Raw genomic sequence first — 26,442 nt, 5'->3', positions numbered from 1 at the left:
GTGGAGGAATGATTGGATAAATATAAAGTATTACATGATTTAGAGTCACTTGCAGAACCTTCGTTTAAAGAGTATAAGACTACAGACTATATTATAAGATTCTTAAAGAATATAAATATTGGTATTGATAAAAGACTTAAGACAGGCTGTTTTGGAACTATTAATTTTAATGCAAAAAAAACTGTTGCTATAAGAGCTGATATTGATGCTTTACCCATAAATACTGAAAAAACAGAGTGCAGGCATCTTTGCGGTCATCATCTTCATACTACAGCTCTTTTGTTTACTCTTTACGAGATTGTTAATAAAAAAATAAAATTAAATGTAAATCTTAGATATATTTTCCAACCTGCTGAAGAAATAGTATCAGGTGCAAAAGTGATTATAGGAGAGGGTGGGCTTGATGGAGTAGATGAGATTTATGGCCTTCATGTGGATCCTGATATTGAGCTTGGTGTTATGGGAATAAAACCTGGAGAGTTGATGGCAGGCTCTAATCATTTTGAAGTGGATTTTAAAGGTAAAAGCACTCATGGAGCATATCCTCATCTTGGAAATGATCTTATTGTGGCTGCGGCAGACTTTATAAATATGGCTCAAAAGATTGTATCAAGGAAGATTGATCCGTTGAAAGAGAAATTAATTACTTTTGGTAAGATAGAAGGTGGAACAGCAGGTAATATTTTGTCAGATAGATTGAAAATTTTGGGTACTTTCAGATATTTTGATAAAGAGCTTAAAAGTTTTTTAATGGACGAGTTAAAAAAATGTGCAGAGTCAGTATCGAGATTTTACGATATAAAAATAGACGTGGATATAAAGGAGGGAACACCTCCTGTGATAAATGATGAAATATTAACAAATAATATTCAAAAGATTTGTGATAAAAATGGTATTAGATATGTATCTGATATTCAAAAAAGTATGGGGGGTGAGGATTTTTCACTCTACCAGGAAAGAATTCCGGGTCTTTTTGTAAGGCTTGGTATAAAGGAGAGTGATGAAATAATACCTTTGCATAATATAAATTTCAAAGTTCCAGATAGGGTTATTGATTATGCTGTTAACTTTTGGTTAGTACTTTTAAAAAATTTATAGTAAGTTTGATATTTAAAGTTTGTTTGTAATTTAGGTAATTTATGACTAATAAAGAAACAGTAAGAAATTATCTTTTATTAAAGACTATAAAAGGGGTTTCCGATAGTTCCATATTTGCTTTATATAAGAAATTTGCGAGTTTAGATGGTATATTTGAGATTGATAAAACAAAATTAGTGGATGTCGTTGGAGAGCATATTGCCTCTTTGATTAAAATGGAAAATACTGATCTAGATTTTGTAAGTAGTGAGTTGGAGAAAGTAAAAAAATACTCTATTAAAATATTAACATTAGAGGATGAGTTTTATCCATCTCTTTTAAGAGAGATAAATTCTCCGCCTGCTTATCTTTATTGTCTTGGAAATTATGAAATTTTTAAAATGCCATCAGTAGCCATTGTGGGTTCTAGAAAAGCTAGTAAAAAAGCTGTTAATTTTACAATGAAACTAGCTCAGGATTTAGCAGAGTTGGGATTAAATATAGTAAGTGGTTTCGCTGTAGGTATAGATATAGCTGCTCATCTTGGTGCAATAAAGAAAGGGAAAACAACTGCTGTTTTTGGGAATGGTTTTTTGTATGTATATCCTGAGTCAAATAAAAAATATTTTAAAGAAATTATTAAAAAAGGTTGTATTGTTTCAGAGTTTTTTTTGGATACTAAACCTGATGCATACAATTTTCCTCGAAGAAATAGAATTATTGCTGGGATGAGTTATGGAGTGATAGTGGTAGAGGCAGCAGAAAAAAGTGGTTCGTTAATTACTGCAAGACTTGCAATGGAAGAAAATAGAGAGGTATTCGCAGTTCCATCATGGCCTGAAGAAAAAAATTGTGGCACTAATAAGCTGATTAAGGAAGGTGCAAAACTTGTTGAAAATTATTATGATGTAGTAGAAGAACTGGTTAAACATGTAGAATCTTTGAAAATGATTGACAAAAATATTAATGACAATAATATAAATTTTAATGATGATTTTGAAAAGCTTATCTATCAACTTATTGCTGAATCACCAAAAAGTATAGATGAAATATGTGTTGAAACGGGACGAGATTTAGTGGAGATTATGAATAAGCTGAGTGAAATGGAATTAAGGGGTTTATTAAACCTTGATATAAATGGCAAATATAATATTGGGAGAGTTTAATGGATAAAATACTAATTGCATTGAATTTAATTATGGATTTTGTAGAGGCTTACGATAATATAGATGAGATTGGTATTACTGATATGCTATACAATTCAGGATTTGAAGAGTATGAAGTCAGGCAAGCGTTAGCCTTTCTTGATTTTGGTAATTTTAGTGAAATTAACGGGATAAGATATTTTTCTCCATCAGAAAAGGATAAATTTAGTGAAGATGCTATGCAATATATTCAGAAATTACAGCTTAGTGGGACTGTTGATTTAATGATTATAGAAGAAGTGGTTGATAGATGTATGGAAAGTGACATCAAAGTGGATGTGGAGATGGTTAAACAAACATTGTTGGTGACTCTTATAGAGAATCGTAAATTTTATATTGATATTGATAAAAATGTAGATGAGTTGCTAAATTGATAAACAATAAAACAGGGTAAGATAAAACGTTTTTATAAGGATTTATTATGTCAAAAAATCTTGTGATTGTGGAGTCTCCTGCCAAAGCAAGGACTATTGAAAAGTACCTTGGAAAGGATTTTAAAGTGATGGCCAGTATAGGTCATGTAAAAGATTTGCCTGAAAATGAATTAGGGGTAGATGTAGACAAAGACTTTAAACCGAAATACAAAATTATCAAAGGGAAAAAGAAGATAATTGATGCATTGAAAAAAGAAGCTGAAAAAAGCGATGTGGTATATCTTGCTCCAGACCCAGATAGGGAAGGGGAAGCTATTGCATGGCATATTGCAGAGGAAATCAAGAAGAAGAATTTCAATATAAAAAGGGTAGAATTCCATGAAATTACTAAAAAAGGGATTAGTGAGGGGATCAGTAATCCCAAAGAAATAAATCTCAAGAGAGTAAATGCACAGCAATCAAGAAGAATATTAGATAGGCTTGTAGGTTATCTTGTAAGCCCTTTATTATGGAAACCTTTAAAATACGGCCTTTCTGCTGGTAGGGTACAAAGTGTAGCTTTAAGATTGATTTGTGAGCGTGAAGAAGAGATAGAAAAGTTTGTGCCTAAAGAATATCATCTTGTGGATGGATTGTTTTTGATTGGTGATAACAGTATTAAGGCAAGATTAGAGAAGAAAGATGGCAAAAAGTTTGAGATTCCTGATGAAGAGACTGTTAATAAAATAAAAGAAGAAGTTTTGAAAAGTGCTTTTGTTGTTTCAAAAGTAGATCGTAAAGAGGCAAAACAATCTGCACCACTTCCTTTTATTACATCTACTTTGCAACAGGAAGCTGTAAGAAAACTTGGATTTAGTGCAAAAAAGACTATGATTATAGCTCAGCAGCTTTATGAAGGGGTTGGGCTTGGTAAAGAAGGTCCCGTGGGTTTAATTACTTATATGAGGACTGATTCTACGAGGATTTCCGAAGATGCCAAGAGTGAAGCACGGAATTATATAATTGATAAATTTGGTGAAAAGTATGTTGGAAATTTAAGGATAAAAAAATCAGGTACTAAAAATGTGCAAGATGCTCATGAAGCCATAAGACCTACGTCTGTTTTAAGAGAACCAGAACTGGTAAAAGAATTTCTTTCTAACGATCAATATAAATTGTACAAGCTTATTTGGGAAAGATTTGTTGCAAGCCAAATGGCACCTGCAAAGTATGACAGGAGTATTATAGAAATCAGTGATGGTATATACACTTTTGTTGCAAGAGGAAAAATTTTAACCTTTGACGGTTTTATGAAGTTGTATACTGAAGGGAAAGATAACGGTGATGAGGAAGGGGAAAACGGGTTAATAGTCGATGTAAAAGTAAATGAAAAGGCGGCATTGAAAGAGATAACTTCAAAACAGATGTTTACCACTCCTCCTCCTAGATATACTGAAGCTACTTTAGTAAAAACTCTTGAACAGAAAGGTATAGGAAGGCCCAGTACCTATGCTACTATTATTTCAACAATTGTTGAGAGAGGGTATGTTACCATTAAAGATAAAAAGTTTTATCCTACAGAGCTTGGTAGAATAGTAAATAGTCTACTTATTTCTAATTTTCCTAAGATATTTGATATAAAGTTTACAGCTAATATGGAAAAGGATTTGGATGAAATTGAAAAAGGGAAAGTTGATTGGAAAAAGGTTTTAAAAGACTTTTATATAAATTTTGAGAAAGAACTTAAAAAAGCTGAAGACAAACTTGTGATGGATTTGACCATTGATAATAAGTGTCCTCAATGTCATGGAGATTTGATTATAAAATATGGTAAAAATGGAGCATTTGTAGCGTGTAATAACTATCCTGAGTGTAAATTCACATCAGATTTTAAGCGTAATGAGAATGGTCAGATAGAGCTTGTGGAGAGTAAAAAAGGAGAGGATACCGGGATAAAGTGTGAGAAATGTGGTAAAGAGATGGTGATAAAAAAGAGCAGATTTGGTGAAATTTTAGCCTGTAGTGGTTATCCCGAATGTAAAAACATTAAAAATTTTATAAAATTGGAAAGCGGAATTAGAGTCATTGAAAATAATGAAAAAATAGATGAAAAGTGTCCAGAGTGTGGTAATGATCTTTATATAAAAAAAGGTAGAAACGGCTTATTTATAGGTTGTAGTAACTATCCTGAGTGTAAGTTTACTGCTAACTTTAGAGTGAATGATGGTAAAATTGTTCCTGTAGTGATAAAAGTGGATGATGTTGAATGTGAAAAGTGTGGTGGTAAGATGGTGTTAAAGCGAGGTAGAAGAGGAAGTTTTTTTGCTTGTGAAAATTATCCTGAATGTAAAAATACAAAAAGTGCCATAACCCTTGATGATGGTACCATAACTGTAAAGAATTAGATTATGAAGCAAAAAATAGTAGTCATTGGTGGCGGATTAGCTGGATCTGAGCTTGCTTACCAGCTTGCTAAAGCAGGTTTTCAAATAATTCTTTATGAAATGAGACCTGTAAAAATGACAGAAGCTCACGAAACGTCCTATTTAGGGGAGCTTCTTTGTTCAAATTCTCTTAAGTCAGAATCTCTTGATACTGCAGCTGGACTTTTGAAGAAAGAAATGGAACTGATGGATAGTCTTATGATCAAAGTGGCAAAAGAAACAAGGGTACCTGCCGGTAATGCTCTAGCAGTTGATAGGGAGAAATTTGGGAAAAGAATAACTGAGACTTTGGAAGATTTTGATAATATATCAATTATTAGGGAAGAAGTGCAAGATATTCCTAACGATAGACCTTGTGTAGTTGCGTCTGGCCCTTTAACATCAAAGTCTTTAAGTGAAAAAATTAAGAGACTTTTTGGTGGTGGTCTCTTTTTTTATGATGCCATATCTCCCATAGTGGATGCTGAGTCCATTGATTATTCGAAGTGTTTTTTTAAAAGCAGGTATGGAAAAGGTGATGACGATTATTTAAATTGTCCAATGACTGAAGAGCAATTTGACAGGTTTTATGATGCACTGATGAAAGCTGAAAAAGTGGAGTTTAAAGAGTTTGAAAAAAAAGCTATTTTTGAAGGGTGCATGCCCATTGAAGTAATGGCAAGCAGAGGTAAACAGACTTTACTTTACGGTCCAATGAGGCCTGTGGGACTTGAGCATCCTGTTACCGGTGAAAAATATTTTGCAGTGGTTCAATTAAGGAAAGAGAATCGAGAAGGCACAGCTTACAATATTGTAGGGTTTCAGACGAAAATGAGAATCGGTGCTCAAAAGGAAGTTTTCAGATTGATCTCTGGTCTTGAGAATGCCGAGTTTTTACGCTATGGTTCTATTCACAGAAATACCTATGTTAGAAGTTGTGATTATCTGGATAGTTTTTTCAGATATAAAAATTCACTTTTATTTTTTGCAGGTCAAATTACTGGAGTGGAAGGTTACATTGAGTCTGCTGCCACGTCATTGATAATCTCTTTTTTCTTGAAAAATTTTTTTGCAGACAAGAAAATTTTACCTTTTCCTGAGACCACCGCATTGGGTGCTCTCTCAAGGTATGTTTCCACACCTAAAAAGGATTATGTTCCCAGTAATTTTCATTTCGGGATGCTACCACCACTTAGCAAAAAAATTCGCTCTAAAAAGGATAGGAAGATAGCATTGAGCAAAAGGGCTTTAAAGGATTTAGAGGATTATTTAGTTAAAAATAGTTAAAAAAACCTTTAACTTTTCTGTTCTGTTATATGTAGTAGAAATATTGAAGTTTGTATTCTTGGGTGACGCCAGATTTTGTATTTTGTTGTTGGTAAGTGCACAAATTCGCTCTGTTGAGCACCTCAATAGACATTTTAATGTTGCTTAATTTGTAGGTTTTATTGTATATTCTGTTAATAAACAGTAAAGATAAAGCGAGATATTCGAAGGTGCAAGGGTTTTGCCCCTGCATTTTGTTCGAAAGGATTTTTCATAGGAATTGGTTATTATGTTACGATTAAATGATGCAATAATGAAATTTGAGCAGTATCTTATAAATGAGAGGCAGTGCAGTCAGCATACCGTTAAATCGTATTTGAATGATTTGAATGATTTAGTTTTGTATCTTGAGGATGAAAATATAATGCTTAATAAAATAGATTATTTCATGCTCAGAGGGTTTGTGGCTTTTTTGCATGAGAAGGGGCTTGCTAGAGGAAGTATTGAAAGAAAGATTGCCTCGTTGCGTTCATTTTTCAAGTTTCTCATAAAGCGTGGATTTATTGAAGATAATCCGGCAAGGATGTTAAAGTTCCCAAAAAAAGATAAAAAACTTTTAACGGTATTTGATATAGACTCTATTTTCAATTTGCTTGAATTGCCTGATAAAAGCAAGCCCATAGGATTGAGAGATGCGCTGATTTTGGAGTTTCTTTACGGAACAGGAGTAAGGGTTTCAGAATTGGTGGGAATAAAAGTGGATGATATCGATTTTAGTGGTAAAAGGGTGCGTATTTATGGAAAAGGTAAAAAGATGAGAATAATTCCATTATCGGACTATATACTTGAGTTATTATCAAAATATTTGAGTGAAAGGGAGAGAATAGCAGTAAAAAGAATGGTGAAAACAGATAAGGTTTTTATAAACAGACTTGGTACCGGGCTTACGGATCGCTCTGTAAGAAGGATTGTGGATAAATATTTGAAGATAGCAGGATTGCCGCTAAACTATAGTCCTCACTCATTCAGACATACATTTGCTACTCATCTTCTGGAAAACGGTGCGGATTTGAGGACAATACAAAAACTGCTTGGGCATTCCAGCCTTTCCACAACGCAAAAGTATACTCATCTCAATTTGAGTGAGATTTTAAAAGTATATGATAAAACTCATCCTATGAGTAAAGGTGAAATATAAATGAGAAGAGTTACAAAGGAAATTACACTTGGAAATTTGAAGATAGGCGGGAAAAATCCCATTACCGTCCAATCAATGACAAATACGGATACCAGAGATGTAGAGAGCACTCTGGCGCAAATTAAAAGACTTGAAGAGGTAGGGTGCGAGATTATAAGAGTGGCCGTGGTAGATGAAGAAGCTGCAAGATGTATCAAAAGAATAAAAGATGCCATAAAAATACCTTTGATAGCTGATATACATTTTGATTACAGGCTTGCTATTCTATCTATGGAAAATGGTGCAGATGGTATCAGAATAAATCCTGGAAATATTGGTAGCGAAGATAAAGTGAGAAAGGTTATTGATGCGGCAAAAATACATAGTGTTGCTATTAGGATAGGGGTGAATTCCGGGTCATTGGAAAAAGGATTTAGGGAAAAGTATGGGGTTTGTGCCAAGGCAATGGTGGAATCTGCTCTTAAATATATGCGCTTCTTTGAAAAGGAGCGTTTTTACAATATGAAGTTTTCATTAAAAGGTAGTGATGTTGTGACTACCATTGAGGCATACAGAGAATTTTCAACAATATCAGATTATCCGCTTCATCTTGGAGTAACAGAAGCGGGTACGCTTTTTTCAGGTACTGTAAAATCAGCTGTAGGAATAGGGGCCCTTCTTGCAGAAGGGATAGGGGATACAATTCGGGTATCACTTACCGCTGATCCCGTTGAAGAAGTCAAGGTAGGTTTTGAGATTTTAAAAGCTCTCGGACTACGTGATAGAGGTGCTGAAATTATATCATGTCCTACCTGTGGTAGATGTGAAATAGATTTGATGGATTTGGTATCTAAAGTGGAAAATGAACTCGCTAAACTTGATAAAAAGGTGACTGTTGCAGTTATGGGGTGTGTGGTAAATGGGCCTGGTGAGGCAAGAGAAGCTGATTATGGGATTGCTGGTGGCAGAGGGGTAGGTATAATCTTTAAAAAGGGCAGAGTTTTAAAAAAGGTTAAAGAGGAAGAACTTTTAGAGGAGTTTTTAAAAATTATAAAAGAGGAAATAAATTAAAGAATAGTTCAATGTTCAACGTTTGATGGTTAGAGATTGGAATAATGGGAGAGTAGGTTGCGTAAAAATATTTTTACGCAACCTTATGATGAATAGTTGTGATTTGTAAAAATGGATTTTAGAGTTAAAAATTGTTTGAAGTTTAATATTTAAAAACATTGAACGTTGAACTAAGAACTAATTCGTGTAGGGTGAGTATTGTGATAAGTGTAGAGAATTTGAGTAAAACATTTGGGGATAAAGTTCTTTTTGATTCAATATCGTTTACCATTGGTAGTGGTGAGAAAGTTGGGCTTGTGGGAAGAAACGGGGAAGGAAAGACCACCCTTTTCAGGATAATTACAGGAGAAGAAGAGCCTGATACGGGTAGAGTAAATATTCCTAAAAATTATAAAATTGGTTATTTAAAGCAGCATCTGGAGTTTACAAAAAGCAATTTGCTTGATGAAGTCTACAGTGAGGTAGAAAGTAATCTGGAAGATAATAGATGGAAGGCAGAAAAGGTATTGTTTGGTTTAGGTTTTACCAAAGAGGACTTACAAAAAAGTCCTCATGATTTTTCTGGTGGTTATCAGGTAAGGATAAATCTTGCAAAAGTTTTGGTGGCAGATTCTGATATGCTTTTGCTTGATGAACCAACAAACTATCTTGATATCTTGTCTATCAGGTGGCTTGCAAGGTTTTTAAAAGAGTGGAGAAAAGAATTTATTTTGATTACCCATGACAGAGGTTTTATGGATGAAGTATGTACCCATATTCTTGGTATTCATAGGAAAAAAGTTAGGAAAATAAAGGGAAATACGGAAAAATATTACCAGCAAGTAGCTTTGGATGATGAACTGTATGAAAAGACAAGACAAAACGTAGAGAAAAGGAAAAAGGAAATTGAGCAGTTTATTTCAAAGTTTAGAGCAAAGGCAAGACAGGCCAATCTTGTTCAATCTAGGCTTAAAACACTTGAAAAGTTGGAAGGAATCGAACAGTTAGAGGAGATTAAAAACCTTAAGTTTCGGTTCAGTTATAAGCCTTTTGAAGGGAAAAACTTGATGCATGTAAAGGATATATCTTTTGGATATTCAAAAGATAAAATATTATTTCAAAACTTATCATTTACAGTGGGGAGTAAGGATAGGATTTGTATTGTAGGACCAAACGGAAAAGGGAAAACGACGTTAATCAAGGTGCTTTCCGGGAAATTGAAACCGTTGCAAGGTGAGATAGTGGTTAACAACGGAGTGGAGCTTGGTGTTTATGAACAGAGTAACATTTCAAGTCTGGTAGATGATAGAAGCATTGAGGAAGAAATTATGTATTCGGCGCCGGAAGTGGACAGGCAGAGAGCAAGGGATATTGCAGGTATTATGATGTTTGGTGGAGATGATGCTTTAAAAAGGATCGGTGTTTTATCAGGTGGAGAAAAAAGTAGGGTAATGCTTGGAAAAGTTATTGCAAAATCTGTAAATTTGCTTATGTTAGACGAGCCCACAAATCATCTGGATATTTATTCCACCGATGCGTTGCTTGAGGCGTTGTTAAAATTTGAAGGTGCCGTTTTGATGGTAACCCACAATGAAACTTTTTTGAGAGAAGTGGCAAATAGGCTAATTGTATTTAAAAAGGACGCAGTTTTTTTGTTTGAAGGAACTTATGATGAGTTTTTAGAAAAGATTGGATGGGATGAAGAGGACTTTGAAAGGGACAGGAAAGAGGAGAAAAATAAACTCTCTAAAAAGGATATTAGGAGACTTAAGGCAGAACTGATTGCCGAGAAGTCAAAGGTACTGAATCCTCTGGCAAGAGAGGTAGAAGAGCTGGAAAAAGCTATAGAAGAAAGTGAAAGTCGTAAAGAGGAGTTGAACAGTTTGATTTTAAAATATTCAGTGGAAGGCAATTTTGATGAGGTTGCTTCTTTTAGCAAGGAATTGAAAAATCTAGAAAAAAATATCGATGAGCTTTACAGTCGATACGAAATCAAACTGAGTGAGCTTGAAGAGAAAGAAATCTATTTTCAAAAAAAATTAGAGCAACTTATCTAAAGTTAATCGATTTTCATTTTCTTCTTATAATATGCAGACAGAGTTAGGTGATATAAACGCAATGAATTTGTATCTAAGTGTGTTTTAAATTGCCGAATTCGTTTGCCAATAAAAAAAGAAGGAAGGTTATATTTATGCAAAGTATGAAAGAATTTGAAAAACTTGGAGTATCAAAAAGTATTATTGAAGCACTTAAAAAGAAGGGATTCGAAGAGCCCACTGATATTCAAAAGCTTGTAATACCAAAAATATTAAATAGTGAAAATGATATCGTTGCTCAGGCGCAGACTGGGACAGGGAAAACAGCTGCTTTTGGAATTCCTGTGATTGAGAAAATTGACAGAAAGAATGAAGGAATTAGTTGTTTGATTTTAACTCCCACCAGAGAACTTGCAAATCAGGTGGCTGAAGAGATAAATTCTTTAAAAGGTAGAAGAAGAATAACCGTTGTTCCGGTTTATGGTGGTCAATCTATGGAGTTGCAATTAAAAAGATTGAGCGGGAACGTGGATATTGTAGTTGGAACACCGGGCAGAATTCTTGATCATTTGAAACGTGGCAGTTTGAAGATTTCTGGTATTGAATATTTCATTCTTGATGAAGCTGATGAAATGTTGAATATGGGGTTTATAGATGACATAAAAACAATATTCCGGTATACGCCTGAAAATAGAAGAGTATTGCTTTTTTCGGCTACAATGCCGAAGGAGATTTTGAATTTAGCTAAAAACTTCATGAAAGGGTATGAAGTTGTCAAAGTAGAGAGTAAACAACTTACCACCGCTTTGACTGAACAGATTTATTTTGAAGTGAATGAGGAAGATAAATTTGAAGCTTTATGTCGTATAAGGGATTTGTATCCGGAATTTTACGGATTGATTTTTTGTAGAACAAAGGTAGATGTGGATAAAGTGGCAAACAAGTTAATTGACAGAGGCTACAATGCCGAAGGATTGCATGGTGATTTGTCCCAGTATCAAAGGGAGAGAATTCTTCATAAGTTTAAGACAAAAAGAGTAAATATGCTCGTGGCCACCGATGTGGCGGCAAGAGGGATAGATATTGGTAATCTTACCCATGTTATTAATTATTCTCTTCCTCAAAATCCCGAAAGCTATGTTCACAGGATTGGTAGAACAGGAAGGGCTGGTAAAAAAGGGATGGCTATTACCTTTGTTACGCCATCGGAGTATAAGAATTTATTGTATATTATGAGGATATCGAATACGAAGATAAAAAAGGAAAAACTGCCCGGTATCGATGAACTGATTCAAAATAAGAAGGAGATGATTAAGCAAGATATTACTTCAATCATTGAAAACGGGGAATATAAAGAATTTGAATTTTTTGCCAAAGAGCTATTGCAAAATTTTGCGCCAGAATCTGTGGTGGCTGCTATGTTGAAATATAGGTTTAGTGATGATTTAGATATTCAAAGTTACAAAGAAATTGAGGAAGTATCAGTCAATAGAAAAGGAAAAACCAGACTTTTTGTGGCAAAGGGTAGGATGGACGGTATGAATGAAACTGATATTAAGAAGTTTATAGCTGATAAATGCAAGGTAGATTTAAAGAAGATTAGGGACGTAAAGGTTTTTGAAAAGTTTTCATTTATTACTGTGCCTTTTGAAGAAGCAGAATATATTTTATCAATCTTTAAAAAGAACAGAAGAGGTAGAAAACCACTGGTAGAGTTGGCAAAAGCTAAATAGTGGCTAGTGAAGAGTGATAAGTGTAGGTGTAAGTGTGGGTGATAAGTACTAAGTTTTAAATGTTAGAACGTTCCAACGTTGGAACGTTCTATTTCCCTCCTTTCCCATCTCCACATTTAGCTTGTCTTTGTATTAACCCCTAGTAGTGTCATTATCATGATTGTAATTTCTTCCCTTTTTGTTAGCATTGTGGTGGCGCTGTTAAGTAACATTTGATTTACAGTGAGTTTTGCAAGCTCCTCTGCTATATCTGTATCCATATGATTTGAGTAAGATGAATTAAGTGCAGTGTTATTTGACGTAATCTGATCCAGGTGGTAGCTCAATACGTTTTCCATACTTCCCACTCTTGAAGCCTCAGTTGAGACCTTTTCAATAATAGAATCGATTAGACTTAATGATTTTTCGCGACTACTGGATGTGGAAACGTCGATGGCATAATCACCATTTACATCCTTTAATCCAAGAGCTTCTGGTGTCATATTTTTGATATATACTTCTAATGGAGTAGTTCCATTGATGTTTAATGGTATTATGGTACTTTTGTTGATTACTGAAATTAATGCACTGTCTACATTTGATTCATCTTTTACTTTTATTAAAAGATTGTTAATTACACCATTGAATTCACCGGTTGAGGATGTATAAATTTTACCATTATAAGTAAAAGAAGCGTCAACTCCTGTGTTAGATACCTCTGTTAAGCCTAAAGTAGATGTGAAATTGCCTGATGAATCGTATATTCTGATTTTTCCTGCGCTTCCCTTTTCTAGCGATTTTATTACAAGATAAGTATTTGAACCTGAAGTAGTTAATGTGGCAGATGCTACATCATTATAACTATTAATTCTATTTACAATATCACTTAATCTATCATTACCATTCCAACTTACAGTAATAGAATTATTTAATCCTTCAATTACAAAAGTACCCCCTGATGTTGAAAGAGAATTATAAGAACCGAAGTCTATTTTCCAAATGTCGCCTTTACCGGGATTTGTTACGTTGAAGGTAAACGTACTTCCTGCAAGTTTTGAATCGGAAAAAGCTGTGAACTGAGAACCAATGGTTGTCCAATTACCCATTGCGTTGTTGTCTTTGTCAAAAACGTTATATTTTAATGTACTACCATCAAAATCTGTTTTTATATAAAAATAGGAGTTCAACATAACATCGGGTGACCATGTAGCATTTGAAATAGCTGGTGATGTTCCTCTGTTGCCTTCTGCATAAGAAACTGTGGCAGATCCGCTGGTTGTATCAAGATAGATTTTATAATTTGCTGAATAAGTGCCACCAGAGCTAATGGTGATGGTTACTCCATCGAGAGTAAAAGGAGTGTCAGTTGTGCTTGAAGTGACGAGAGTACCTGTACTGTTATCGTATACATTAAATGATGAGTTGTCTTGAAATATAATTTCATAACTATTTGATGCTGAAGCAGTACCGGAAGTGCTTACAGTCCCCAAAGTACCTAGTGTGGCCGTGTAATCGGTTGTTGCTGATACTGTGGGGTTTGGTTGCACACTGTTTTGGTATTTATGGTAGCTTGCGCCAGTAATGGTTGAAAGTTCAATAGTAACTGTATCCATTTTATCAAGGGGGTAGGCATTTATGTATGGGGAGCTTGAAGTTACTGTGGCAAGATAATCGCCGTTTAACACCTTTTTTGTATTAAATTCTATTGATGTGGTGATATTGTCTATTTCATCAATGAGGTTGTTGATTTCATTTTGTATAATAGTTCTGTCGTTTGATGTGAGTGTGATATTGCCTGCTTGCACTATTTTTTCACGAATAGTGTTTAGAATATCAAGGAGTCCTGATGAACCGCTCAATGAGTAATCGGCTGTTTGAAACAGTGAGATTCCATCCTGAATATTGTTTAAAAGCGTTTTTTGAGAGTCGATGGCAGCTTTTAATCTCGCTGTGAAACTAATTTCTCCTGGCGAATCACTTGCATTGTTTATTCTTTTGCCAGTAGAAAGTTTTTCAACTGAGCTGTTTACTGCATTTGTTAAGGAATTGATACTGTTTAAAATGCCATTTGCAGGGATAAAGTCTATTTTCATGGACACAACCTCACGGTCACATCCATGTCAAAATTTTCGCATCCCTGCATGTAAGTAATCGACAATAACTTTAAAAACTTTAGTAAATTTTAGCCATTTTTTTATTTTTACCCATCACCCACATTTCCACCCACACTCACACCTACACGAGAAGTTTTCAAAACTATTTGCTTTTTTATTCATCTAATATTAATAATAATTCTGAAAAAAATGAGGTGGTAAAATGTTAAGAAGATTTTTTATATTTCTATTTTTATTGGTTCCCCTAGTGAGTTTTGCAAGATTTGAAAAATTAGTGGGAGAAATAGATGATTTGCTCGCACCTGTAAAAGGGTATGTGGTAGCTGTGGAAGGTGATACGGTTTATACTGATATTAGTAACAAATATCATGTTGTAAAAGGAAAGAAATTGAAAATTTATCGTGAAGGTAGCAAAATAATACATCCAATCACTGGTGAAGTATTAGGTGTTAAACGTGCTTATATTGCTTCTATTGTATTGACTGATGTGTTTGAAAAGTATTCAGTAGGTAAAATAGTAGATAGTAAAAATTCAATTAAAAACGGTGATCTAGTGATTGCAGACACGCCTGTTACGTTAAAGGTGATGTTTAATAATTTTGATAGAAGACTTGAGTTATTACTTAGAGAAGATTTAGCAAAAGCTTCTAATTTTGTAGTTTCAGATAATGGAGAGTACAATTTAAAGTTTTTTCAAGACGATAAAGGTGGTATAACTTATGAGCTTATGCTTAATGATACATTAATTACTAAAAAATATTATGCTGATATAAATAAAACCTTTCTTGTTTCAGATAAGTCTAGACTTCAAACAGTTGATTTACTTATGAGTAATTTAATTAAAAAGGAATATAGGGTAATGAGTGTGGGTGATGTATACGGAGATAAATATGATTATATTGTAGTTGCTACTGATGATTCCGTTGATGTCTATAAATTTGATGGGAAACAGTTTGTATATGTAGATAAAATTAAAGGTGACTTTAGTGAGATAATTTCAATTGAAACAATAGATTTAAACCAAAATGGTAAAGATGAAATATTTATTTCAAATTTGACAAAAACTGGTTCTTTAAAATCCATGATTTATGAATATAGTGGTAAAAGATTTAAATTACTAAAGAAAAGCATACCTTTTATTTTCAGAACTGTTTCAATAAACGGAGAAAAAAGGCTTGTATGTCAAAGGGTAAGTAGAGATGGTTTATTTCTAGGAAATATTTATTTTTATGTATATAATAATTATTATGTTAAAGGTGATAGAATTGATGGTACTGATAAAATTGGAATTTATGGTTTTGGATATGCAGATATTGATAATGACAAATTTAATGAAGTTTTATATGTTAATGATGATTATAATTTGGAAGTATATAAAAATGGTAAAAAGGTTTATGAAAGTACTGAATATTTCAACGAAACACCTTACTATTTCCTTCTAAAAAAAGAAATAGATGAAGCGTCAAATATTATGGAGAATAAAATGACTTTTGATGAGGCTATATCATATAAAAAATATTTTAAAGGTAGATTATTTTTTGACAAGGATGGTAAACTTTATGTTCTAAAAAATAATCCTGTTGCACGATTTTTACCAAACTTTAAAGTATATACAGACTCAAGTATTGCTTCTTATAAGTGGGAAAATAATAGATTGAGAAAATTATGGGAGTCTGACGTTTTTAAACCAGTTATTGTAGATTATTATGTAAAGCATAAATATGGGAAAGATTATGTAATTTTACTTAGAAACGAAAGTGGAGAGTTGTTTGCAAAAACTAGGAGCCAATTTATATATATGGAAATAAAATGATGGTTTGAAATTTGTATTATATTATCTCTTTGGAAATAAAAGATAATTGATAAATTTAGTTGACAGCTAAGTATGAGTATGTTAATAAATAGAAAAAGAATAATATGGAAGGGAGGGATGTTAAAGAAGTTAAGTTATAATCTTTATGAAATTTAAATTAGGCAACAACAAATTTAGAAAATAAAAAACCTACAGGAGGAAGAAGTATGAAGAAGTTTATCGTTGCAATGTTAGTGCTTTTGTTTGCATTTAGTGTTTATGCTGAAGAGCGTTTGAAAATGTATGGTCAGTTGAGAGTAAGAGGATTTTACAAGGAGAATTTTAGCGATTATAATAATGATAATGACTCTGACAAATATTCATATTTTGATCAGAGAGTAAGAGTTGGTTTTAAATTAAAAGTGGCAGACGATGTTTCTGTTAATATAAGAATGGACCTTGCAGAAGATACTTGGGGTGCTAGAGGTCAAAATACAATAAGAACTTCTGCTACTCAGACTAATTATGCATTGCTTGATAAAGCATATGTTGAAGTTAATAAAGATATGTATATGTTAAGATTTGGGCAGCAGTATTTTGGATTTGGTGATGCTATTGTTGTCGACCATATAGGTACAGGTTTCTTATTGAATCTCAAATTGCCTGTAACAGTAACACTTGCATATACAAAAATTGATGAGAGAGCTAAAACAGATGATTATGCTACTAATGATGCTGATAAAGATAAAGATTTATACGGTATTCAAGCAGCTTATAAAACTGATGTGTATGCTGTAAAAGCATTTTATGCAATTATTGATGATAAAGCTTATGATGGTGATAAACCTCAAGCAATTGGTGTTCAAGCTAATTTTAATGTTGGTACAATTGCTATTGATGCCGAATTAGACTATTTCTTCGGGAAAGATGATAATACAAATACAGACTATGTAGGTACACAGCTTTATGTAAATCCTTCAGTTAAGCTTGATGTGGCTACAGTGGGTGCTCATTTATATTATGCAAAAGGTACAGATAAGTCTGATGAAAATCAAATATATGAATTAACAGATTTTGGTTCATTCTTACCAACAGATATAGCTGGTATGAAAGGTGTTCTTGGTATTATTAATGACTATGCTGGTGCAAACGTATTTGCAGTTGATGATAATGCTGGTTCATTAGGTGGTGATCTTTATGCAGTATTTAAACCAATGAAAAACATTACTGCTTACGTTCAAGCTGGTTACTTAACTCCAGAAGAAGACAGTGTAACTCCATTGAATAGTTTAACATTTGCAGGTGGTGGTGTTACATATGGATTTGCAACAAATACTGCAATACAACTTAGTGCTGGTATAGTTAAACCTGATTTTGATGGTAACATTAGCGACGATGTAGCAAAACATGTTTCTATGAGACTTTATACAAACTTCTAATTGTTAATAATGTATCAAATAATGAAAGGGCTGCTTATTGCAGCCCTTTTTTTGTTTTTACCTAATTTAATTCATGCTGATGAATTTAAAGTTATTTACTATAGAGACTGTGATTATTTTGTTGCAAAAGGTAAAAACACATACTGTATGTTTGAACCAGTCCAGGGTGTATATCCATGGGAATCTAAGAAGTTTGATTTAAAGATAATTAAAAATAAAAAAGCATACGAAATTAAATATAAAAATTATAATAAAAAATCCAAGATTTATCTTAAAATATGTGATAAAATTGATAAAGTAATTGATGCATATATTAGTTTGTGTAGAAAGAGATGAATTTTTATGAGGAATGAAATAATTTTAATTCTTTTGAGTATATTTTTATTCAGTTGTAGTTATAGCAATGTAGTCCGTGTTAAGAATTTTTATAGAACACCAAAAACTAGGTTTGAATATACAGATAATTATTTGATTTTAAAAAATCTTTCTCAAGATGGTAGAATGTATATTGAGTTGCAAATAATAAATAATGATAAAGTTGTTGCAAATTACATTAAATACTTAGATTATCAAGAAATCTCAAAAATTAAGGTTAGTTTAGATGAGTATTGTGTCAATTATCGTGAGAAATTATTAAATACATTTGATGATGATTATTTTAATTTTGGAACCATTTGTTTTAATTCAAATTAGACAGATATCGTTTGTTTTCTTTTTTTGTGAAAAGATTGGTGGAGTCGAGATAATCCAGTATTGCGATTAATGTTTTTCTTGGTGCGTTTAGGATAGATTTTATGTTTTTTATGTCAATATAGCCATCTTTTTTTGCAAGATCGATTGCAGAAGTTATAATTTTATCCAGTGTATATGTTGGGATGTATATATTTTCAGAAATTTTTTTGATTTTTTCACGATTTTGCAAAAACTGAAGTATTTTTTCAGCTTTTTGTCTTTTTATATTTAATTTTTCAGAAATATTAGCAGTATTTGTAATAGAAAGATCTTCTTTCATTAAAGATAAGACATTATCTGCAAGCTTTTCAAACTCTGATTGTTCTTTTTTTTGTACTATACTGCCTACAAAAAAATAATTTCCATCTTTTAAGTTTGTTTTTAGTTTTGAAATAATTTTTTCTTTTAATAATTGTGGCAAATTTTTGAATGAATTTATTGAATTTAGATCTATCTTATTATTATTTTTAAGCAGGTTTAAGGCTTCTTGAATAATATTTGATAATAACGATTCAGGATAGATTATATTAGAAAATGTATTTAACTTTAAAATACTTAATAGATGAATAAATTCTTTTTTAGGAATGTGAAAAAGTTGATGTAAGTTCTTAAAGGGATAGTAAGATTGCTGTGTAATTAGAAAATCAAGAGCAGATTTGAGGTTATTATCATCAATATATTTAAGAAAAGTAAGTAAGTCATTTTTTTGTAAATTTAGCTTGTCACAAAACAATACTGTTAAACCTGCAACAGTAATTTGCGGAGATCCGCTTCTTATTAACATTTTTTCAGTTGGGTAAGTGATTATTTCTTTATCAGGTTTTATTATAGCAAAAGTTGATTCGTCGTTTTTAATTTCCTTTTTATCAAGAAGAATGATTTTAGCATAAAAAAAGTCAGTACCATAAAAAATAAGATATTTTTTGTTTGATTTGATGGTGAATTCAGAGTTAAGCTTTTTAAAGATCTTTATTTTTGCATAAAATATGTTAGTAGAATAATAATCCCCTTTGTGAATAACGTAGCCTCTTGAAAGATCAGATTTTTTTACATCACTCAAATTTAGGGCAGTACGCATGTTAGGTAAAACGTTTGGAACTACATCATTGTGATTGTGAATAGATTTAACTTTTGAGAGAAAATTTATTGGAAAAATGGTGACTGTTTCACCTTGTTTTAAACTACCAAAGTTTGTGGTCCCAGTAACAATGGTACCATGACCTTTTAAAGAAAAAACTCTATCAATGTGCATTAAAAAAGGAAAGTCTAATCTGTTATCTTCATATTTTTTAGCATAATTTACAATTTTGTTTTTAATAATATTTATTGAATCAAATTGTTTGATTGAGGTTGGGACTATTTCAACATTTTTAAAGTTATAATTCGTAAGGAATGTCTCAATTTCAGCTATTCTATGCCTAACAGTAGATTTGTCTACAAGATCAATTTTATTAAGTGCAATTATAAGATTTTCAACATTTAGGTAATCGATTATATTGCAATGTTCAATAGTTTGAGCCTTGATCCCCTCCTTGGCATCAATTACTAAGAGACAGATATTAAAATTAGTAGCTCCAGCTATCATATTTTTGACTAAAGCTTCGTGACCTGGGACATCGATAAAAGATATTATCAAGTCATCAGTTTTGAGATGAGCAAAACCAAGGTCTATAGTAATCCCTCTAGTTTTTTCTTCCTTTAATCTATCTGGGTCTGTTCCTGTTATGGCTTTGACAATAGATGACTTGCCGTGATCAATGTGACCAGCTGTGCCTACGATAACTGATTTGTAGCCCATACTAGTGCGTCCTTAATCAAAACAAATTCATCTTCAAATATAGTGCGAACGTCAAGAATAACTTTATTATCTAACAATCTTACAATGATAGGGATGTGGTATTTTCGTAAAAAATTTTCAATTTTATTCATGTCAATTTTTTTGGACTTGCAAATAACAGCATAAGATTTAATCTCATGCATAGGACAGCTACCGCCGCCTGTATAACTAATAATTTCTCTTATTTCAAAATCAAAATGATCAGATAGATGACGGTTTAGAATTCTTTTTAACTTTTTTGCTTTTTTTAATAAATCGGATAAAGGGGTGCCTAGAAGATTTACGGATTTTACTTTATTATAGTTATTTGTTAAATAAGCCTTTAAAGTTTCTTGAAGAAGAGATAAAGTAATTTTATCTACACGAAGCATTCGCAAAAGCTGATTTTTCTTTAATTTTTCGATTAATTTCTTTTTTCCTATAATAATTCCTGCTTGCACAGATCCAAAAAGTTTATCTCCACTACAACTAACTAAGTCATAGCCATAATTATAAATCTCAGACAAAGTTGGCTCATTACAACCAATACCAGGTATAATACTTCCGCTTCCAAGATCACAATAAGATAATAGACCGAATTTTTGAGCAATCTTGGGGATTTCTCTGTATGGCACTTCGTCAGTAAAACCTATTATTGCATAATTGCTTTTGTGAATTTTTATAATCATTGTTGTATCTTCATCAATTGCATTTTCATAATCACTAATTTTTGTTTTGTTGGTTGTGCCTACTTCCTTTAAAATTGCGCCACTATTTGCAATAACTTCTGGTATTCTGAAACTGCCTCCAATTTCCACTAATTCTCCGCGAGAAATGATAACATTTTTCCCTCTATTGAAAGTATTATTTATAAGGAAAACGGCTGCAGCATTATTGTTTACAACCAGAGCATCTTCGCAGTTTGTAATTATCTTTAAATATTCCACAACATGATGATATCTTTCACCTCGCACTCCTTTTTCAAGGTCATATTCAAGATTGGAATATCTTGAAACAATATCTTTAATATTGTGAATAAAATCTTCAGATAGGGGAGCTCTACCAAGATTTGTGTGAAGAACTATTCCTGTAGCATTTACTACTCTTTTAAGTGAGCCACTTATAAGCTCGTTATATCTTTTTTCGATATTTTTAATAAGTAATTGTTCGTCTATTTTATGAATTTTGTTCTCAGCAATAAGTTTTCTAAGATTGTTTAATTCTTGATCAATTGCATAATTTAATATTGTTTTTGCATAATCATCATTAAATAATGATAAAAGCTTATCTTTTTTGGGTATATCTCTAAATAAAGTCATATTCTATTATATTAATTAATTTATTCTAATGCGTTAGTATTTATTGCTAGTTTTCCAAGAGAGGCAATATCTCCAACGGCTATTTCTAAGTTGCTTTTTATAATTTTTGTAGTAAGAAAATCTCCATTTTTAAAGATAATTTGAGCTTCACCTGCTTTAATAATTCTTTTGTAATTATCTTCAGTAACTTGCTTGAAAATATTATATATGTCACCAACTTTTGCAGTATTATTTTTTTCATAAATAATGGCGCTGTTGCCTTGGCCAGCAAATTGTATATTGTCTGTTAAATATATAACTTTTCCGTTACTGTTACTTTGAATAATCTTAAAAGTATTTGGGATTGTTGCTTTAAATTCAGTACCATGTTCACAAAGGAAATTTTTACTTATAGGCTCAAATGACTTATTAATTACTACTAAAGCAGTACCGTCAAATTCTTTTGTTTTTATAGTACCATATCCAACAACTTTTAATAAATAACCATAATTCTCATATTTACCAGAGCTTCTGTAAATTATAATGTTATCATTTAATTTGAAATCTAAATCAGATTTTACACGAATAATATTCCCTGTTGAGGCATAATATTTACCTTCTTCCACTGCAATAATCTGGCAGTCAGGTATTTTTTTTGAGATAAATTCAAAATCGTTTAATTTAATATTTTTTAAAGAATAAAATATTTTTGTAAATGATTTATCGTATAAGTTTTTATCTGATATTTTATGTTTAGGTTTTGTAAGTTTTATATTATTGTTTAAAAGAATTTTTTCAAATTTACCACTTAAAATTGGTATGTATATTTTTTGTTTTGGATATATTAAATCAGGATTATTAATGGTGACATTGTATTTCCAAATTAATGGCCACTTAAAATTGTCATTATAAAATTTTTTGGATATATCCCAGAGAGTATCACCCTTTTGAATCATATATTCTTTAGCAAATAATGGTAATGAAAGAATTAAAATTAGAAACGTAGTTAGTAACTTTTTAATCATAAGATGCTCCTAATTCAGACAATTTTTGTTTTGCAAGAGTTGCAGCTCTTGTGCCTGGATAATTATTTATCAATGTGTTGAGCACATTGATTGCATTTTTTTGATCTCCTATTTCTAGGTATGAATAACCAAGTTTTAAAAAAGCATCAGGTACTTTATTACCTTGAGGATATTTTTTTATGAGTTCTTTTAAAGTATCAATAGCTTTTAAATAATCTTTTTGGCTATAATAGATTTCGCCAATCCAATAAAGAGCATTATCTGATAAATCATCATTGGGAAATTTCTTTAAAAACTCGTTAAATTTATTAAGACTTTCGAAATATTTACCCTTCATAAAAAGTTCATAAGCATAAGAATAAAGAGAAGTTTTATCAGTAGTATCATCTTCAATAATTATAATTTCTGATGTATCTTGAGGTTTAGGAGCAATAGATGAAGATGATGGTGGTGTTTGTGGTGTGTGGGGTTTGTTGAATGTCAATTTCTTTTTAAGATTTTCTAGTTCATAATTATAGTTGTTTAATTCATTTTTCAACTTTTCTATTGCTTGAGAGTTTACTTTGATATTTTCATTATTTACGTTTATTTTCCTGTCGAGCTCTTGAACATTTAGTTGTAATTCAGCAATGGATTTTTGAAGAGTTATTATATCTTCGTTGATGTTAGAAATTGATTTTTTTATTATTTCATTATTTTGAGCACATGCGAATGTTAAAATAACTACAGGAAATAAGAATAATGACTTTTTAATTCTCATAAGTCCCCCTCTTTTATTAAATATTTATCTATTGTAGTGATTAATATTCCTAGATCAGGTTTTCCTATAAAATTGTTTGCTCCAATACTAAGGACCTTTCTTTCATTTTCTTCACTTGCTAAAGATGAAAACACAATAATTGGTAATTCTTTGAGTTTCATTTTTTCTCTAATGGTTCTTATTATAAAAGTACCGTCTGCTTCTGGCATTTCAAGATCAGTAATTATTAAATCTGGTAATTTTTTTGTAATTTCGTGTAATAGCTTATTACCATTTTCAAAGTCGATAACATTATAACCAGCTTCTAGGAGAGAATTTTTTAATAATCGTCTGATAACTATAGAATCTTCTGCAAGAAAAATTGTTTTTTTGTTGCGTAGGTTGTATTTTGATTGATCAATTTCTATATGTTCCATTTTTGTGTTTGGATTGATTTCAGATGCTATTTTTTCAAAATCTAATAATTGAATAAGTCTATTATCAATTTGTATCACGCCTAAAACAGAATCGGCGAGTCTAAAGTCTGCTATGGTAGAATAATCTTTAATATCGGCCCATGTTACTCGATGAATTCTATTCATATTATCGACTACAAATCCGTTGTATTGATGGTTAAAATAAGTAATTATAACTTTAGCAGTCTTTGGGTTAAAGTCTTGTTTAAGGTTTAACCAGTGTGCTAAGTTGATTATAGGGATTACTTTATTTCTTATATTGGCTGTACCTATTACAGAAGGGTGAGCATTAGGTAGTTTTATCACATCTGGGTATCTTATAATTTCACGTACTTTTGCAACATTGATTCCAAAATAATATTTTTTATCAGCTTCGATTAAAAATTCCACAACTTCAAATTCGTTTGTCCCCACTTCTAATAGTATATCATGGTTTAGTGCCATTTTTGCCACCTTCAAAAAATACTGATATAATATGTTAGCATAACATATTTGCAGATTCAAGTTTAATAACTTGACAAATAATGAAAAGTTAATTATAAAACCTAACCTACGCCGGAGTGGTGGAACTGGTAGACGCGCTGGACTCAAAATCCAGTGGGAATCAATCCCGTGGGGGTTCGAGTCCCCCCTCCGGCATTCCTTTATATTCCATTAACTTACGTTAAAATCCAGAAAATCCTTAAAATAAGCGGTTTCCAGAGCATCCCCTGTCCGTATTCGTCCAGAAAAATCCATCTGAAACCAGTAAAAAAGTGGGTAACAGATTGGGTAACGATAATATTAAGTTCCTTCGTTACCCAATTAAAAAAAATATCCAAAATTCCCAATTTTACATTGACTCACTCCTTTCATCTGTATGCGGCAGAAAAAAGTGATGAAAGGAGGACAGTATGAAAAGAATCACCGATGCTACCTTAAAAGCAGCAAAACCACGAAAAAGAAGTTACCGTATTAACGCAGGTGAAAAACTTTTTTTGGAAGTGAGACCAACCGGTAAAAAATATTGGCGTTTCCGCTATCGTACCAATAACGGAAAAGATACTTTTAAATCTCTTGGGGAATACCCTTATATTACTTTATCTGAAGCAAGAAAAAAAGCAGAAGAATTAAATGAAAAATTAAAAAAAGGACTTCCTATTGAAGAAGAAAAACACACTTTTGAGGACTTATTTAATGAATGGTTAGAACTTAACAAATCAAAATATAACCCATCCACATTAAAAACCAAATTATCTATTTATGAAAGAGATATTAAGCCATACATTGGCAATATGGATATCAAAGATATAACCTCTGTAATGATAATAAATTGTCTTAAGAAAATTGCAGCCAGAGGTGCACTGGTGACAATGGAAAAAGCTAAAACAATTATTCATTATGTATATGAAATAGCGATTTCTAAAAATATAGTAACCTCTGATCCTACCACTTCAATTAATTCTGCATTACCAAAAAGGGAGGAAAAAAATTATCCTGCTATAATTGCCCCTAAAAAATTGAGAAAATTTTTGATTGATCTTGATAATTATCCAGGTCATTATTTTACAAAACTTGCCTTAAAGTTTTTAGTCACTACCTTTGTGAGACCAGGTATGGTTAGGTCGTTGGAATGGTGTGATATTGAAATTGACAAGAAACTCTGGTTTGTGCCTGCTGAAAAGATGAAAAATAAAAGAGAGCATATTGTCCCATTGTCAGATCAGACAATTGAAATACTGCAGGAAGTTTATAAAATTACAAGTGACTGCAACTATGTGTTTCCCTCTCCTATAAATTTTAGTAAAATGATGAGCGAAAATACCTTAAATCAAGCCTTACGGCGAATGGAATATACAAATGAAGAAGTAGTAAGCCACTCCTTCAGACAAACTGCGTCAACATTGCTGAATGAAATGGGATGGCCACCTCATGTAATAGAAAAACAATTGGCACACGAAGATAAAAATAAGGTAAGACGTGCTTATAATAAAGCAGAATATCTTGAAATCAGGAAAGAGATGATGCAGTTTTGGGCCGATTATTTGGATGAGCTTAAAAGTGCCGAAAAACCCTTTCTAAAAAGAATAAAAGGTTCCAATAGTTTTATCTTAAACATTGAAACAGAATACGTATCCGCTTAGGCGGATACGTATTTTAAAAAACCAAATCAAGCTGTTGCCGCATATTCTGCATTTTCGATAAGTTTCAAAATATCGCTTAACTTCCAAAAACTGCTTCGTCCGAACTTCACAGGCGGTGGAAAAATCCCTCTTTTAATACCCTCATACCATGTGGACTTTGATACAGGAATCATCTTAAGTACTTCCGATAATCTTAAAAGCCTGTCTTGTACCATAAATCCCTCCTTATTTTCTTTTTCGCCCCCTCTTCAAAAAAAGAGGACAATAATAATAAAAAAAGGAGTCAATGTAATTTTTAAATATTTCGCATAAATTTTTGAAATTTTTTTAGAATTTGAAGTCACTGTTTATTACTACTTGCTTTACAGAATGAAAATTTATTGTAGCACTTTGAAAAGTAGTTATTAGCTTTTGAGAATCTATGTTTAAATGCTCTGGTAAAAAAATTTCACTACCACCATTGTCATTAAATTTTTCCGTTATTTTTAGCCCAGTATTCAATAGAAACGAATCTTCTGTTCTTCTTTTACTTTTTAAAATTGTACTCTTTAATATCCTATCAAATTTTAATGCATCTTTATAACTTGTA

Annotated in this window: 22 protein-coding genes and 1 tRNA gene; 15 read left to right on the top strand and 8 right to left on the bottom strand. The window is 32.0% G+C overall.

Annotated features, from left to right (window positions below; translation table 11 throughout):
* The first annotated feature begins 12 nt into the window (after positions 1 to 12).
* The 9 genes from OWK30_RS06300 to OWK30_RS06260 all read left to right on the top strand — a co-directional run bounded on the left by OWK30_RS06300 (position 13) and on the right by OWK30_RS06260 (position 12,320).
* Positions 13 to 1,098, top strand: a complete 1,086-nt coding sequence (locus OWK30_RS06300; protein WP_423324668.1) for a M20 metallopeptidase family protein — start codon at positions 13 to 15, stop codon at positions 1,096 to 1,098.
* Between the two features lie 41 nt (positions 1,099 to 1,139).
* Positions 1,140 to 2,243, top strand: a complete 1,104-nt coding sequence (gene dprA / locus OWK30_RS06295) for a DNA-processing protein DprA (protein ID WP_423324666.1) — start codon at positions 1,140 to 1,142, stop codon at positions 2,241 to 2,243.
* Positions 2,243 to 2,656 carry a DUF494 family protein gene (locus tag OWK30_RS06290; RefSeq protein ID WP_423324664.1) on the top strand — a complete coding sequence of 138 codons (414 nt, stop codon included), beginning with the start codon at positions 2,243 to 2,245 and terminating at the stop codon, positions 2,654 to 2,656. Before dprA ends, OWK30_RS06290 begins: the two co-directional genes overlap by 1 nt.
* Before the next feature lie 47 nt (positions 2,657 to 2,703).
* Positions 2,704 to 5,040 carry a type I DNA topoisomerase gene (gene topA, locus OWK30_RS06285; protein ID WP_423324662.1) on the top strand — a complete coding sequence of 779 codons (2,337 nt, stop codon included), beginning with the start codon at positions 2,704 to 2,706 and terminating at the stop codon, positions 5,038 to 5,040.
* 3 nt (positions 5,041 to 5,043) lie between these two features.
* Positions 5,044 to 6,345 (top strand): methylenetetrahydrofolate--tRNA-(uracil(54)-C(5))-methyltransferase (FADH(2)-oxidizing) TrmFO, encoded by a 1,302-nt coding sequence (trmFO, locus tag OWK30_RS06280; RefSeq protein ID WP_423324660.1) that lies wholly within the window; start codon positions 5,044 to 5,046, stop codon positions 6,343 to 6,345.
* Between the two features lie 268 nt (positions 6,346 to 6,613).
* Entirely contained in the window at positions 6,614 to 7,522 is a 909-nt protein-coding gene (locus tag OWK30_RS06275; protein WP_188020334.1) for a tyrosine recombinase XerC, read from the top strand.
* Positions 7,523 to 8,572: a flavodoxin-dependent (E)-4-hydroxy-3-methylbut-2-enyl-diphosphate synthase gene (ispG, locus tag OWK30_RS06270; RefSeq protein ID WP_423324658.1), complete on the top strand. Its 1,050-nt coding sequence runs from the start codon at positions 7,523 to 7,525 to the stop codon at positions 8,570 to 8,572.
* 200 nt (positions 8,573 to 8,772) lie between these two features.
* Entirely contained in the window at positions 8,773 to 10,608 is a 1,836-nt protein-coding gene (locus OWK30_RS06265; RefSeq protein WP_423324656.1) for an ABC-F family ATP-binding cassette domain-containing protein, read from the top strand.
* Between the two features lie 134 nt (positions 10,609 to 10,742).
* The gene (locus tag OWK30_RS06260) at positions 10,743 to 12,320 is read left to right on the top strand and encodes a DEAD/DEAH box helicase (protein ID WP_423324654.1); all 1,578 of its coding nucleotides are present in this window, start codon (positions 10,743 to 10,745) and stop codon (positions 12,318 to 12,320) included.
* Between the two features lie 116 nt (positions 12,321 to 12,436).
* Here the strand turns inward: OWK30_RS06260 and OWK30_RS06255 are convergent, their stop codons facing one another.
* Positions 12,437 to 14,392 (bottom strand): flagellin N-terminal helical domain-containing protein, encoded by a 1,956-nt coding sequence (locus OWK30_RS06255; RefSeq protein ID WP_423324652.1) that lies wholly within the window; start codon positions 14,390 to 14,392, stop codon positions 12,437 to 12,439.
* A 223-nt stretch (positions 14,393 to 14,615) separates the two neighbouring features.
* Between OWK30_RS06255 and OWK30_RS06250 the strand changes: the two genes are divergently transcribed.
* The 4 genes from OWK30_RS06250 (at position 14,616) to OWK30_RS06235 (ending at position 18,337) form a co-directional block, all read left to right on the top strand.
* Positions 14,616 to 16,226, top strand: coding sequence for a hypothetical protein (locus tag OWK30_RS06250; RefSeq protein ID WP_423324650.1), 1,611 nt, complete (start codon positions 14,616 to 14,618; stop codon positions 16,224 to 16,226).
* Positions 16,227 to 16,432: 206 nt separating this feature from the next.
* Complete coding sequence (locus tag OWK30_RS06245; protein ID WP_423324648.1) at positions 16,433 to 17,644, top strand: porin; 1,212 nt, start codon at positions 16,433 to 16,435, stop codon at positions 17,642 to 17,644.
* Positions 17,645 to 17,665: 21 nt separating this feature from the next.
* Positions 17,666 to 17,980, top strand: coding sequence for a hypothetical protein (locus tag OWK30_RS06240; protein WP_423324646.1), 315 nt, complete (start codon positions 17,666 to 17,668; stop codon positions 17,978 to 17,980).
* Positions 17,981 to 17,986: 6 nt separating this feature from the next.
* Positions 17,987 to 18,337 carry a hypothetical protein gene (locus OWK30_RS06235; protein ID WP_423324644.1) on the top strand — a complete coding sequence of 117 codons (351 nt, stop codon included), beginning with the start codon at positions 17,987 to 17,989 and terminating at the stop codon, positions 18,335 to 18,337.
* Here the strand turns inward: OWK30_RS06235 and selB are convergent.
* From selB to OWK30_RS06210, 5 genes are read right to left on the bottom strand one after another with little or no spacing between them, the layout of a single operon-like run.
* Positions 18,324 to 20,174 carry a selenocysteine-specific translation elongation factor gene (gene selB, locus OWK30_RS06230; RefSeq protein ID WP_423324642.1) on the bottom strand — a complete coding sequence of 617 codons (1,851 nt, stop codon included), beginning with the start codon at positions 20,172 to 20,174 and terminating at the stop codon, positions 18,324 to 18,326. The genes OWK30_RS06235 and selB overlap by 14 nt on opposite strands.
* Positions 20,150 to 21,511, bottom strand: coding sequence for an L-seryl-tRNA(Sec) selenium transferase (selA, locus tag OWK30_RS06225; protein ID WP_423324640.1), 1,362 nt, complete (start codon positions 21,509 to 21,511; stop codon positions 20,150 to 20,152). The genes selB and selA overlap by 25 nt, the downstream gene beginning before the upstream one ends.
* Before the next feature lie 20 nt (positions 21,512 to 21,531).
* Complete coding sequence (locus OWK30_RS06220; protein ID WP_423324638.1) at positions 21,532 to 22,515, bottom strand: LysM peptidoglycan-binding domain-containing protein; 984 nt, start codon at positions 22,513 to 22,515, stop codon at positions 21,532 to 21,534.
* Positions 22,508 to 23,275 (bottom strand): tol-pal system protein YbgF, encoded by a 768-nt coding sequence (gene ybgF, locus OWK30_RS06215; RefSeq protein ID WP_423324636.1) that lies wholly within the window; start codon positions 23,273 to 23,275, stop codon positions 22,508 to 22,510. The genes OWK30_RS06220 and ybgF overlap by 8 nt, the downstream gene beginning before the upstream one ends.
* Positions 23,272 to 24,174, bottom strand: coding sequence for a chemotaxis protein CheV (locus OWK30_RS06210; RefSeq protein ID WP_423324634.1), 903 nt, complete (start codon positions 24,172 to 24,174; stop codon positions 23,272 to 23,274). The genes ybgF and OWK30_RS06210 overlap by 4 nt, the downstream gene beginning before the upstream one ends.
* A gap of 110 nt (positions 24,175 to 24,284) precedes the next feature.
* Between OWK30_RS06210 and OWK30_RS06205 the strand changes: the two genes are divergently transcribed.
* Together OWK30_RS06205 and OWK30_RS06200 are read left to right on the top strand one after the other, a co-directional pair.
* Positions 24,285 to 24,369 (top strand) — tRNA-Leu (locus tag OWK30_RS06205).
* Between the two features lie 254 nt (positions 24,370 to 24,623).
* Entirely contained in the window at positions 24,624 to 25,853 is a 1,230-nt protein-coding gene (locus OWK30_RS06200; protein ID WP_423324632.1) for a tyrosine-type recombinase/integrase, read from the top strand.
* A gap of 26 nt (positions 25,854 to 25,879) precedes the next feature.
* Here the strand turns inward: OWK30_RS06200 and OWK30_RS06195 are convergent, their stop codons facing one another.
* Positions 25,880 to 26,068 (bottom strand): helix-turn-helix transcriptional regulator, encoded by a 189-nt coding sequence (locus OWK30_RS06195; RefSeq protein WP_423324630.1) that lies wholly within the window; start codon positions 26,066 to 26,068, stop codon positions 25,880 to 25,882.
* Positions 26,069 to 26,180: 112 nt separating this feature from the next.
* Positions 26,181 to 26,442, bottom strand: a 262-nt coding sequence (locus OWK30_RS06190; RefSeq protein WP_423324628.1) for a hypothetical protein, incomplete at its 5' end; no start/stop codon positions are given.

Origin of the sequence: Deferribacter abyssi, assembly GCF_049472655.1 — a bacterium.
GTDB classification, from domain to species: Bacteria; Chrysiogenota; Deferribacteres; order Deferribacterales; family Deferribacteraceae; genus Deferribacter; species Deferribacter abyssi.
Note: the sequence above shows the minus strand (reverse complement) of the source record. Positions and strands in the feature narration are given on the sequence as shown.